The 12,460-nt window shown below is 62.8% G+C and carries 11 protein-coding genes; 7 read left to right on the top strand and 4 right to left on the bottom strand.

Going from position 1 to position 12,460, the window contains the following annotated elements; translation table 11 throughout:
- Positions 1 to 36: 36 nt before the first annotated feature.
- On the bottom strand, positions 37 to 1,098 hold the full coding sequence (lptG, locus tag PVZ78_RS19200; RefSeq protein ID WP_016702720.1) for an LPS export ABC transporter permease LptG: 1,062 nt from the start codon (positions 1,096 to 1,098) through the stop codon (positions 37 to 39).
- Positions 1,091 to 2,209, bottom strand: a complete 1,119-nt coding sequence (gene lptF, locus PVZ78_RS19205; RefSeq protein WP_009047122.1) for an LPS export ABC transporter permease LptF — start codon at positions 2,207 to 2,209, stop codon at positions 1,091 to 1,093. The genes lptG and lptF overlap by 8 nt, the downstream gene beginning before the upstream one ends.
- A gap of 311 nt (positions 2,210 to 2,520) precedes the next feature.
- Here lptF and PVZ78_RS19210 point away from each other — a divergent pair, with 311 nt between their 5' ends.
- The 5 genes from PVZ78_RS19210 to rlmF all read left to right on the top strand — a co-directional run bounded on the left by PVZ78_RS19210 (position 2,521) and on the right by rlmF (position 9,275).
- Positions 2,521 to 4,011 (top strand): leucyl aminopeptidase, encoded by a 1,491-nt coding sequence (locus tag PVZ78_RS19210; RefSeq protein WP_009047121.1) that lies wholly within the window; start codon positions 2,521 to 2,523, stop codon positions 4,009 to 4,011.
- 60 nt (positions 4,012 to 4,071) lie between these two features.
- Positions 4,072 to 4,500: a DNA polymerase III subunit chi gene (locus PVZ78_RS19215; protein WP_007932146.1), complete on the top strand. Its 429-nt coding sequence runs from the start codon at positions 4,072 to 4,074 to the stop codon at positions 4,498 to 4,500.
- A gap of 7 nt (positions 4,501 to 4,507) precedes the next feature.
- Positions 4,508 to 4,969, top strand: coding sequence for a DNA polymerase III subunit chi (locus PVZ78_RS19220; protein ID WP_273829089.1), 462 nt, complete (start codon positions 4,508 to 4,510; stop codon positions 4,967 to 4,969).
- A 217-nt stretch (positions 4,970 to 5,186) separates the two neighbouring features.
- Complete coding sequence (locus tag PVZ78_RS19225; protein WP_009047118.1) at positions 5,187 to 8,033, top strand: valine--tRNA ligase; 2,847 nt, start codon at positions 5,187 to 5,189, stop codon at positions 8,031 to 8,033.
- Between the two features lie 216 nt (positions 8,034 to 8,249).
- Positions 8,250 to 9,275 (top strand): 23S rRNA (adenine(1618)-N(6))-methyltransferase RlmF, encoded by a 1,026-nt coding sequence (gene rlmF, locus PVZ78_RS19230; protein WP_016702718.1) that lies wholly within the window; start codon positions 8,250 to 8,252, stop codon positions 9,273 to 9,275.
- Between the two features lie 101 nt (positions 9,276 to 9,376).
- On the opposite strand, the gene PVZ78_RS19235 is transcribed toward rlmF, so the two are convergent.
- The gene (locus tag PVZ78_RS19235; RefSeq protein WP_007932138.1) at positions 9,377 to 9,658 is read right to left on the bottom strand and encodes an HU family DNA-binding protein; all 282 of its coding nucleotides are present in this window, start codon (positions 9,656 to 9,658) and stop codon (positions 9,377 to 9,379) included.
- A 395-nt stretch (positions 9,659 to 10,053) separates the two neighbouring features.
- On the opposite strand from PVZ78_RS19235, the gene yejK reads away from it, so the two are divergent.
- Both yejK and PVZ78_RS19245 read left to right on the top strand, forming a co-directional pair.
- Complete coding sequence (gene yejK / locus PVZ78_RS19240; RefSeq protein WP_007932136.1) at positions 10,054 to 11,058, top strand: nucleoid-associated protein YejK; 1,005 nt, start codon at positions 10,054 to 10,056, stop codon at positions 11,056 to 11,058.
- Complete coding sequence (locus PVZ78_RS19245; protein WP_009047116.1) at positions 11,058 to 11,411, top strand: glutaredoxin family protein; 354 nt, start codon at positions 11,058 to 11,060, stop codon at positions 11,409 to 11,411. Before yejK ends, PVZ78_RS19245 begins: the two co-directional genes overlap by 1 nt.
- Before the next feature lie 60 nt (positions 11,412 to 11,471).
- On the opposite strand, the gene PVZ78_RS19250 is transcribed toward PVZ78_RS19245, so the two are convergent.
- Positions 11,472 to 12,407 (bottom strand): glutathione S-transferase family protein, encoded by a 936-nt coding sequence (locus PVZ78_RS19250; RefSeq protein ID WP_273829090.1) that lies wholly within the window; start codon positions 12,405 to 12,407, stop codon positions 11,472 to 11,474.
- Positions 12,408 to 12,460: the final 53 nt, after the last annotated feature.

The following is a 12,460-nucleotide window of genomic DNA, read 5'->3' on the forward strand; positions in this document are numbered from 1 at the left end:
GGGCGTTGCTCTTGCGCGTGGCGTCATTGGCGCCGGTCAGCCGGCCCGGCGCATCAGCCAGAACCCGGCCAGGGCACAGAAACCGGCGGGAACCAGCACCGCGAACAGCGGCGAGAAGCCAAATACCAGGCTCGACGGGCCCAGCAGGTCCTGGGCGATGCGGAAGGTGAACCCCACCAGCACGCCGGTGAATACCCGCTGGCCGAGCGTCACGGAACGCAACGGGCCGAAAATGAACGAGATCGCCATCAATACCAGGGCCGCGGTGACCAGCGGTTGCAGCACCTTGACCCAGAACGCCAGCCAGTAGCGACCGTTGTTCAGGCCCTGATCGGCCAGGTAGTGGATATAGCCCCACAGACCGCTGATCGACAGGGATTCCGGCGCCATCACCACAGTGCTCAGCAGTTGCGGGCTCAAGGCCACGTCCCAGCGTTCCTGAGGGGTATTGATGACTTCGGTATGGCCTTCACGGAAATAAGTGGTGGTGACGTCGCTCAGCTGCCAGTAGTTCTCTTCGAAGCGGGCCTGGCGGGCGAAGCTCGAGGACAACATGTGCCGTTGATCGTCGAAGTGGTAACGGGTCACGCCATACAGCAGGCCATTGGGTTGCACGGCGTTGATGTGGATGAACTCCTCGCCCTGACGGTGCCACAGGCCGCGCTTGGAACTTTGCGCGTCGCCCGAACCCTGGGCCAGCGCGCGACTGGCCTGTGCCTGGCTTTCCGTGGCGGGAGCGACGTACTCGCCGATCAGCACACCGGCCAGCATCAGGAACAGCATCGGCTTCATCACCGCCCAGACGATCCGCCCGATGGACACGCCAGCGGCGCGCATAATGGTCAGCTCGCTGTTGCTGGCCAGGCTGCCCAGGCCGATCAGGCAGCCGATCAGGGCCGCCATCGGCAGCATTTCGTAGAGCCGGCGCGGCGCCGTCATGACCACGAAACTCAGCACATCCATCACGGTGTAGTTGTCGCTGACACTGCCCATTTCGTCGATGAAGGCGAACAGCGACGCCAGGCCAAGAATGATCCCCAGTACCGCCAGAATGGCCAGCAGGACACTGTTGCCGATGTAGCGATCGAGCTTAACCACGAGCCACCTCCTTCATGCTGCGGCGGCTCGCCAGTTTCAGACGCAAGGGTTCCCAGTACAGCAATCCGAGGCCAATCAATAGAAACAGTCCGTGTACCCACCACAGGCCCAGCGCCTGCGGCAGCTTGCCCTTTTCCAGCGAGCCACGGGCCGCGATCAGGATGGTCAGGTAAGCCATATAAAGAAGAATCGCCGGCAGCAGTTTGAGGAAGCGGCCCTGGCGCGGGTTGACCCGGGACAGCGGCACCGCCATCAGGGTCACGACAAACACCAGCAGCGGCAGGGAAATACGCCATTGCAGCTCGGCATGGGCGCGCAGTTCCGGGTTGCCGATCAGGTCGCGGGTCGGCATGGCGTCGCGGTCGGTGACTTCGTCGCTGACGTCCGGCTTGGCCAGCAATACGCCGTAGGTGTCGTACTTGATGACCCGGTAATCGGCCTGGCCGGGGTTACCGTCGTAGCGGTAGCCGTTTTCCAGGATCAGGTAGCGGTTGCCGTCCGGACGAATGTCCTGGTGCCCCTTCTCTGCCACCAGCACCGAGATGCCCTGGTCCTTCTTGTCCTGGCTCAGGCGTTTTTCCGAGATGAACACACCGCCCAGGTTGGCGCGGTCATCGGACAAGTGTTCGGTATAGGTCACCCGGGTACCGTCGTTGAGCGCCTGGAAGCGCCCCGGCACCAGGGTGTCGAATTCGGTCATGGCGTCCTGCTTGTTCAGCAGCAGCTGGAACTGATTGGCCCCCTGCGGCGCCAGGCTCAGGCTCAGCCACGCCACCAGCAGGGCCACCAGCGCGGCCGGGATCATGGTCATGCCCAGCAGGCGCTGCTGGCTCATGCCGGTGGCCGACAGCACGGTCATTTCGCTTTCGAGGTACAGCCGGCCGTAGGCTAGGAGAATGCCGAGGAACAACCCCAGCGGCAGGATCAGTTGCAGGAAGCCTGGCAGGCGAAAGCCCATGATCAGGAACAGCGAGCCCGGGTCCAGTGCGCCCGAGGCCGCTTGCGCGAGGTATTTGACGAAACGTCCGCTCATGATGATGACCAGCAGAACGGCACTCACGGCGCTCAAGGTCAGCAACACTTCGCGGGATAGATAACGGAAGACGATCAAACCAGACACTCCAGGGTTGTCAGGCTAAGGCGGCCAAACAAGCAAACACGGCCCGTGAAGCCGAGCCGCCGAAAAAAGATGGCGCATTATCCTGTGATTGCATGCGCCTGTCACTGCGCATACTCACGCAGGCCTCTAAAGCGGCGAAGTTCGCTCATGGGAGGGTTGTCAGCCTCGACCGCCCGGGTTCAAACTGGCGGCCCTGTCGTTGGCCGCTGCCGACGCCTCTCCTTATAAAAGCTACAGACATGACAAGCCTGGCGCACGGCATTGGCCCTGCGCTCTTTGACCATTAATTCAGGGACCCGGACATGGAACTGGTTGTAAAAAGCGTTAGCCCGGAAACGTTGAAGACCGCCACCCTGGTGGTCGCCGTCGGCGAAGGCCGCAAGCTCGGCAGCGTTGCCAAACAACTCGACGAGCTCAGCGGAGGCGCCATCGGCGCGGTACTCAAGCGCGGCGACCTGGACGGCAAGGTCGGCCAGAGCCTGCTGTTGCACGCCCTGCCGAACTTGAAGGCCGAACGTGTCCTGCTGGTCGGTACCGGCAAGGACGCCGAACTGGGCGACCGCCCGTTCCGCAAGATCGTCAGTGGCATCCTCGCTACCCTCAAGGGCCTGGGCGGCAGCGATGCCGTGCTGGCGCTGGACGAAGTGGTGGTCAAGGGCCGCGACAGCTACGGCAAGACCCGCCTGCTGGCTGAAACCCTGGTGGACGGCGAATACAGCTTCGACCAGTTCAAGAGCCAGAAAGCCGAACCGCGCGCCCTGAAGAAAATCACCCTGCTGACCATCAAGGCCGCGCTGGCCGAAGTCGAGCGCGCCGTGGCCCACGCCAAGGCGATCGCCAACGGCATGGCCTTCACCCGCAACCTGGGCAACCTGCCGCCGAACATCTGCCACCCGACCTTCCTCGGCGAGCAGGCCAAGGCCCTGGGCAAGGAATTCAAGGCCCTGAAAGTCGAAGTCCTCGACGAGAAGAAGATCAAGGAACTGGGCATGGGCTCGTTCTATGCGGTGGGCCAGGGCAGCGCCCAGCCACCACGCCTGATCGTCATGCAATACAACGGCGGCAAGAAATCCGAGAAGCCGTACACTCTGGTCGGCAAGGGCATCACCTTCGACACCGGCGGCATCAGCCTCAAGCCTGGCGCCGGCATGGATGAAATGAAGTACGACATGGGTGGCGCCGCCAGCGTATTCGGTACCCTGCGCGCCGTGCTGGAACTCAAGTTGCCGATCAACCTGGTGTGCATCCTGGCCTGCGCCGAGAACATGCCGAGTGGCACCGCTTCGCGTCCGGGCGATATCGTCACCACCATGAGCGGCCAGACCGTGGAAATCCTCAACACCGACGCCGAAGGCCGCCTGGTGCTGTGCGATGCCCTGACCTACGCCGAGCGCTTCAAGCCACAGGCGGTGATCGATATCGCCACCCTGACCGGTGCCTGCGTGGTCGCCCTCGGCTCCCATACCTCGGGCCTCCTGGGCAACAACGACGAGTTGATCGGCCAGTTGCTGAGCGCCGGCGTTCAGGCTGACGACCGTGCCTGGCAACTGCCGCTGTTCGACGAGTACCAGGAACAGCTGGACAGCCCGTTCGCCGACATCGCCAACATCGGCGGCCCGAAAGCCGGCACCATCACCGCTGCCTGCTTCCTGTCGCGCTTCACCAAGCAGTACAACTGGGCGCACCTGGATATCGCCGGGACCGCCTGGACCAGCGGCGGCAAGGACAAGGGCGCCACTGGCCGTCCGGTGCCCCTGCTGACCCAGTACCTGCTGGACCGCGCCAAAGCCTGAAACCTATGACCTCGGGGTGCGCCGCCCACACGCGGCGCACTCCCGGGTTCAGGAACCGCAATGACCAAAGTCGACTTCTATATCCTTCCCAGCGCGGATCCTTCGGCACGCCTGGACTTCGCCTGCAAGCTCACCGACAAGGCCTGGCGCATGGGGCACCGCATCTACCTGCATTGCAGCGACGCGGCCCAGCGCGATGAGCTCGACGCCCGGTTGTGGCGCTTCAAGGGCGAAACCTTCGTGCCCCACGGCCCCGCCGAAAGCGAGCCGGATGGCCTGATCGTTCTCGGCCTGGGCGACGACCCCGGCGAGCACCATGACCTGCTGGTCAACCTGGACCTGAAAGTCCCGGCATTTGCCCAGCGGTTTGCCCGCATCGCCGAAGTGGTGGTGGAAGACCCGACTATCCGCCAGGCCGCTCGCGAGAGTTTCCGTTTCTACCGCGAACAGGGCTATCCTCTGCAAGATCACCGTTTACAGCGACTCTGAGCCATCGATGGACACTCCCAAACCGCTGCAAAAGTCCGCGCACCTGCTGGATGACCTCGAGTCCATCCGCCAACTGCTCGGCGATGACGACCTGCAACCTCCGCTGCTGACCGAGACCGTAGACGGCGAAGTGCAGATTCCACTGCTGTTCGATATGGTCGGCGGCAAGCCTGCCGTCGAACCCCTCGACGAGGCGCCGACAGAACCACAACCAGCCCCCGCTCCGGTGGTCGAACCGCCACCTGCTCCTGTAGCGGCCGCTCCAGCCCCTGCACCAGCACCGACACCAAAACCCGCTCCAGCGCCCAAGAGCCAGGATGCCCTGCTGCACCTGGACAGCGAACTGCGCGCCGCCGCGCAACTGATCATGCAAGACGTGATCGACGACTTCGCCCCGCACATCGAAACCGAAATCAAGCGCCGCCTCGACGCGCGAATGGATCGCCTGCTGAGCCAATACGACGCCTGACCCCTGACTTATTCAGCGGACAAACCTCGCAGCTACAGGTCACCAGCCATTTGTAGGAGCGAGGCTTGCCCGCGATAACGCCCTGGCGCCAGGCAGAAATCCCCGCTCATAGGGCAATTTTCGCCCTCCCGCCGTCAGCCTGCTCTACGCGCATCGGCTCATCCCCGCTATACTTCCCGGCTTTTCCTGAATAAATGCCAATAGGGTCCCGCCGCGCATGGATAAGACCTACCAGCCGCACGCCATTGAAACTTCCTGGTACCAGACCTGGGAGTCAGAGAATTACTTCGCCCCGCAAGGCGCGGGCGACTCGTACACCATCATGATTCCGCCACCGAACGTCACTGGCAGCCTGCACATGGGCCATGGCTTCAACAACGCGATCATGGATGCCTTGATCCGCTTCCGCCGCATGCAGGGCCGCAACACCCTGTGGCAGCCGGGTACCGACCACGCCGGTATCGCCACCCAGATGCTGGTGGAGCGTCAGATCGAAGCCCAGGGCCAGAATCGTCACGATCTGGGCCGGGAAAAATTCCTCGAGAAAGTCTGGGAGTGGAAGGATCAGTCCGGCGGCAACATCAGCCGCCAGATCCGCCGCCTGGGCTCGTCCGTGGACTGGAGCCGCGAGCGCTTCACCATGGACGACGGTCTTTCCGAAGCCGTTAAAGAAGCCTTCGTGCGCCTGCACGAAGACGGCCTGATCTACCGCGGCAAGCGTCTGGTCAACTGGGACACCAAGCTGCACACCGCGATCTCCGACCTCGAAGTGGAGAACCACGACGAGAAAGGTTCGCTGTGGAACCTGCGCTACCCGCTGGCCGACGGCGCCAAGACCGCCGAAGGCCTGGACTACCTGATCGTCGCCACCACCCGTCCGGAAACCATGCTCGGCGACTCCGCCGTGGCCGTTAACCCGAACGACGAACGCTACAAGGCGCTGATCGGCAAGTTCGTCGAACTGCCGCTGGTGGGCCGTCGCATCCCGATCATCGGCGACGACTACTGCGACCCTGAATTCGGCACCGGCTGCGTGAAGATCACCCCGGCCCACGACTTCAACGACTACGAAGTCGGCAAGCGCCACAACCTGCCGCTGCTGAACATCTTCGACAAGAACGCCGAAGTGCTGCCGGCTGCCCAGGTGTTCAACCTGGACGGCACGCTGAACGAAAGCATCGATGGCAAGATCCCGGCCGAATTCGCCGGTCTCAACCGTTTCCAGGCGCGCAAGGAAATCGTCGCCGCGTTCGACGCCGCCGGCCTGCTGGTCAGCGTCGACGACCACGCCCTGAAAGTGCCGAAAGGCGACCGCTCCGGCACCATCATCGAGCCGTGGCTGACCGACCAGTGGTACGTCTCCACCAAGCCGCTGGCCGAGCCGGCCATTGCCGCCGTGGAAGACGGCCGCATCGCCTTCGTGCCGAAACAGTACGAAAACATGTACTTCTCCTGGATGCGCGATATCCAGGACTGGTGCATCAGCCGCCAGCTGTGGTGGGGCCACCGCATCCCGGCCTGGTACGACGAATCGGGCAAGGTCTATGTCGGCCGCGACGAAGCCGAAGTGCGCGCCAAGCACAACCTCGGGCCTGAGGTTGCACTGCAACAGGACAACGACGTCCTCGACACCTGGTTCAGTTCGGGCCTGTGGACCTTCTCCACCCTGGGCTGGCCGGAGCAGACCGAGTTCCTCAAGACCTTCCACCCGACCGACGTGCTGGTGACCGGTTTCGACATCATTTTCTTCTGGGTCGCCCGGATGATCATGCTCACCATGCACCTGGTGAAGAACGAAGACGGCACACCGCAGGTTCCGTTCAAGACCGTGTACGTACACGGCCTGGTTCGCGACGGCCAGGGCCAGAAGATGTCCAAGTCCAAGGGCAACGTCCTTGACCCGCTGGACATCATCGACGGTATCGAGCTCGAAGCCCTGGTGCAGAAACGCACCACCGGCATGATGCAGCCGCAACTGGCGAAGAAGATCGAGAAGCAGACCCGCCAGGAGTTCGCCGACGGCATCGCCAGCTATGGCACTGACGCCCTGCGCTTCACCTTCTGCTCGCTGGCGTCCACCGGCCGCGACATCAAGTTCGACATGGGCCGCGTCGAAGGCTATCGCAACTTCTGCAACAAGATCTGGAACGCCGCGCGCTACGTGCTGGACAAGGGCGAGGACTGCGGTCAGAACGGCGAAGCCTACGAGCTGTCGCTGGCCGACCGCTGGATCATCTCCCAGCTGCAGCGCACCGAAGCCGAAGTGACCCGCCAGCTGGACCAGTTCCGCTTCGACCTGGCGGCCCAGGCGCTGTACGAGTTCATCTGGAACCAATACTGCGACTGGTACCTGGAGTTGTCCAAGCCGGTGCTGTGGGACGAAAACGCGCCGGTCGAGCGCCAGCGCGGCACCCGTCGCACCCTGGTGCGTGTACTGGAAGTGGCGCTGCGCCTGGCCCATCCGTTCATGCCGTTCATCACCGAAGAAATCTGGCAGCGCCTGGCGCCGCTGGCCGGCATCCAGGGCAAGACCATCATGCTGCAACCCTGGCCGGTGGCCGTTGAAGCGCGCATCGACCAGGCCGCCGAAGACGACATCGAATGGCTCAAGGGCCTGATGCTCGGCACCCGTAACATCCGTGCCGAAATGAACATCGGCCCAGGCAAGCCACTGGCGTTGTTCCTGAAGAACGCCAGCGCCGAAGACCAGCGCCGCCTGAGCGAAAACGAGACCCTGCTGAGGAAGCTGGCCAAACTCGAATCGATCACCGTGCTGCAAGCCGGCGACGAAGCACCGCTGTCCGCCACCGCCCTGGTCGGCGAGATGGAAGTGCTGGTGCCGATGGCCGGCCTGATCGACAAGGGTGCCGAACTGGCGCGCCTGGACAAGGAAATCCAGCGCCTGCAAGGCGAAGTGCAGCGGGTCGGCGGCAAGCTGTCCAACGCCGCCTTCGTCGACAAGGCCCCGGCCGAAGTGATCGACAAGGAACGCGCCAAACTGGCCGAAGCCGAACAGGCTCTGGGCAAGCTGGCCGAGCAGCACGCACGGATCTCCAGCCTGTAACGGCGATTCGAGCGGTCATAAAAAGGGAGCCCTGCAAAGGGCTCCCTTTTTTATACCCGACCGAAAGGCTCATGCCTCTGTAGGAGCGAGGCTTACCCGCGAAGCGTTATTCCTGGCACACCACGTTATCCTGGCGGCGCCTACAGAGGCCACGCTGCCAGGGCAGATATGGGACAATGCGCGCCACTTTGAGCCATACCCGAACCGATTTCGCCCATGACCGCCCCCCGCCCTCCCAAAGCTCCGCGCAAAAAGTCTCAACCCGCTGCTCCGGCCAAGGCCGTCGCGCCACGGGAAAAGGCCAGCCTGCACCCGCGCAATCGCCATCAAGGCCGCTATGACTTTGCGCAGTTGATCAAGAGCACCCCGGAGCTGGGGGCTTTCGTGATCATCAATCCCTACGGCAAGGAGAGCATCGACTTCGCCAACCCGGCGGCGGTGCGGGTGTTCAACCGGGCATTGCTCAAGGCGTTCTACGGCATCGCCCATTGGGACATTCCGGCCGACTTCCTCTGCCCTCCGGTACCCGGTCGCGCCGATTACGTGCACTTCCTCGCCGACCTGCTGGCCGCGCATAACGAAGGCGTAATTCCCCGCGGCGCGGCGGTGCGGGTGCTGGACATCGGGGTCGGCGCCAACTGCATCTACCCGCTGATCGGCCACACCGATTACCGCTGGCAGTTCCTCGGTTCCGACATCGACACCACCGCCCTCGCCGCCGCCAAGGCAATCGTCCAGGCCAACGGCCTGAACAAGGCCATCGGCCTGCGCCAGCAAGCCAACCGCAAGCAGATCCTGCTGGGGCTGCTGGAAAGCGACGAACGCTTCGACCTGACCCTGTGCAATCCGCCGTTCCATGCCTCCCTGGAGGAAGCCACGCGCGGCAGCCAGCGCAAATGGCGAGCCCTGGGCAAGGCCGATCCCAAGCGCAAGCTGCCGGTGCTGAACTTTGGCGGCCAGGCGGCGGAGTTGTGGTGCGAGGGTGGCGAAGCGCGCTTCGTGACCCAGTTGATCGGCGAAAGCGCCCAGGTGGCGCAACAGGTGTTGTGGTTCAGCACCCTGGTGTCGAAAGCCTCGAACCTGCCGGCGATTCAGGCCGCGCTGAAAAAGGCCGGGGCGCTGGAGAGCCAGGTGGTGGAGATGTCACAGGGGCAGAAACAGAGCCGCTTCGTCGCCTGGACCTTCAAGGACAAGGCACAGCAACAGGCCTGGCGCCAGGAGCGTTGGGTTCGGAAGGGATAGTACGAGGGGGAAAACGGCGATTTACCTTGCGTAAATCGTTGCGGCCTTAAAGCCTGAAAACCGTGCCCGGAAGTGTTCCGAGGCACGGTCTTACTGCAGTCTTACTTGTTGATCGAGTCGGTCAGGCCTTTAGCCACAACCAGCTTGATAACTTTCTTGGCAGCGATTTCGATGGCAGCGCCAGTCGATGGGTTACGGCCAGTACGGGCAGGACGCTCGGTCACTTTCAGTTTGCCGATACCTGGCAGAGTGATTTCGCCGCCATTTTCCAATTGATCAGCAACGATCTGGGCCAGTTGGTCCAGAGCGTTACGCGCGGTGGTTTTCGGCGCGTCGATAGCTTCAGCGATATCAGCGATCAGTTGGTCTTTAGTAATAGCCATTGTGGTGTTCCTTCCCTATCAAATTCATTTGGATTGCAGAGTGCAGTGTCAGCCATCGAGCCAGATCTTGTGGATCTGGCACCCCGGTCACAACCACGAAAGATCGGGGTTATAGATACCGAAATCAGGGTTTGGTTCGACCTGACAAATGCTGAATGCACGCTTAACGCCGAGACATCGCGTAAGACGGGGCAAAACTAGCACAGAGACGGGGAAATATCCGCCTCTACCTAGCCATTTGGTCAGCTTTATTGCTCTAAATCCGTAAAAAAATGCATAAGCTTGACCCAAGCCGCCTTCCACACCCTTCAAACAGCGCCAAAACCAGCGGGTGCGGTACACTGGGCACTTTTTCGGGGAGCTACGCCCTCTCCCGCCAACCAGCCGAGAAGCCCATGCCGATCCGCCATTGCATCGTCCACCTGATCGACAAAAAACCCGACGGCACACCCGCAGTTCTGCACGCCCGCGATTCCGAACTGGCTGAATCCGCGGCCATCGAGAACATGCTCGCCGATCTCAACGAAAGCTATAACGCCAAACAGGGCAAAGCCTGGGGCCTGTTCCACCCGGAGTCCGGCGCGTTTCCCTTCAGCGGCTGGCTGAAGGAATACCTCGATGGCGGCCAGGACTTCACCGCCTTCAGCCGCGTCGCGGTCGAGCACCTGCAAAAGCTGATGGAAGAATCCAACCTGTCGGTCGGCGGCCACGTGCTGTTCGCCCACTACCAGCAAGGCATGACCGACTACCTGGCCATCGCCCTGCTGCACCACAGCGAAGGCGTGGCGGTGACCGACGAGCTGGACGTGACCCCGTCTCGCCACCTGGACCTGGGCCAGTTGCACCTGGCCGCGCGGATCAACGTCTCCGAGTGGCAGAACAACAAGCAGTCGAAACAGTACATCTCGTTCATCAAGGGCAAGAACGGCAAGAAAGTCTCGGAGTACTTCCGCGACTTCATCGGCTGCCAGGAAGGCGTCGACGGCCCGGGCGAGACCCGCACCCTGCTCAAGGCGTTCAGCGACTTCGTCGAAAGCGAAGACCTGCCGGAAGAATCCGCCCGGGAAAAGACCAAGGCCCTGGTGGACTACGCCAGCAGCCAGGCCAAGCTCGGCGAACCCGTGGGCCTGGAAGAGCTCTCGGAGCTGATCGACGAGGACCGCCCCAAGGCGTTCTACGATCACATCCGCAACAAGGACTACGGCCTGTCGCCGGAGATCCCGGCGGACAAGCGCACCCTCAACCAGTTCCGCCGCTTCACCGGCCGCGCCGAAGGCTTGTCCATCAGCTTCGAGGCGCACCTGCTGGGCTCGAAGATCGAGTATGACGAGGAAGCCGGGACCCTGATCATCAAGGGCCTGCCGACCCAACTGACCGATCAGCTCAAGCGCCGCAACTGATGCTGCAGGGCGTGCTGAAGAAATTCCTGCTGATCCTGCTGGTGGTCGTGGCGTACCAGAACTGGGGCAAGATCGAGCGCCTGTTCAACCCCTCGCAGGCCGCCTCGGAGCAGGTCCGGGCCAATGCCCGGGTGGTGCTCTACGCCACCGACTGGTGCGGCTACTGCAAGGCCACCCGGCGCTTTCTCGATCAGAAGGGCATTGCCTTTCGCGAGTTCGATATCGAGAAGGATGCCGAGGCGCGCAAGGCCTATGAAGCCCTGGGTGGACGAGGAATTCCGATCCTCGATGTGAACGGCACGCTGATCCGCACCTACGACCCGGACCAGATCATGGCGGCGTTGCAGCGCTAAAACCTTCATCACGGGCCAGCTCACTTCTACAGCGAGCTGGCCCGCGATAAATTCTCAGCCTTACAGCGCCTCGATGCGGAACCCGAAACGCGGGAAGTGCACATGCACCAACCCGCCGCGCGAGTCTTCGCGACGCAGGATCAACTCCTCGCGCCCGGCAAACAATAACTCCCCCTCCACCGGATCGACGCCATAGTCGGTCGCCGCAATCCGCACCTGCTGGCCAGCCTCAAACCCGTTCGGATCGATGAAAAGTTCATCCGGCAAGGCTGCCGGGGTAGCCCTGCGCGCCACTTCCAGCGCCTCTTCGGAGGTCATGGCACTCGAAGCGCCATGACCGAAACCCAGTACCCGGGCCAGCCACGCCGACACCGCCGGATAGGCGTCCACCAGCGGCGCGGTCACCGGTGTGCCCTTGAGGAACCACAGGGGATGGGCCATGGCGAAATCGGCAATCGACGGATCGCCGAACAGGAAGTCGCCCTCCTCGCGCTGCAACTGCTGCTCCAGGCGCGCCATCAGCGTCGGCCATTGATGCTTGGCCAACTCCAGCGGCACCCGGGTGGAACTGCCGCCGCTGAACAGCCCGGCGCGGTCGGCCATGAAGGCCTTGACCGCTTCCGGCGGCAAATGACCGAAACGCACGGCCGCCGACTCCGGCTGGAACACCAGGCTCACCGTATGCTGGAACACCACCGAATCGGCCCAGGCCGCGAAGGTCGCGCTGACCATTTCCCGGCCTTCAGGAAACAGTGCCGGCGAGGCCTTTTCCTGCTCCAGCCGCCGGGCGATCAGCGCCGTGTCGCAATAAATGTCGGCGCCGACCTGCAGCACCGGGGTCTTGCGGTAACCACCGGTGAGCGCGGTGAGATCGGGTTTGGGCATCACCGGTGAGATCTTCACCGAGCGCCAGGACAAGCCCTTGAAGCCGAGCAACAGCCGGGCTTTTTCCGCGAAAGGCGAGGTCGGGTAATGATGCAGAATCAACTCTGACATGCTGGGGTTCCACTGGATAAGTAGGAAGAGCCAGCTTAGCGTGCAAAGACCGG

The sequence above is a fragment of the Pseudomonas sp. SBT1-2 genome (assembly GCF_028640875.1).
GTDB classification, from domain to species: domain Bacteria; phylum Pseudomonadota; class Gammaproteobacteria; order Pseudomonadales; family Pseudomonadaceae; genus Aquipseudomonas; species Aquipseudomonas chlororaphis_I.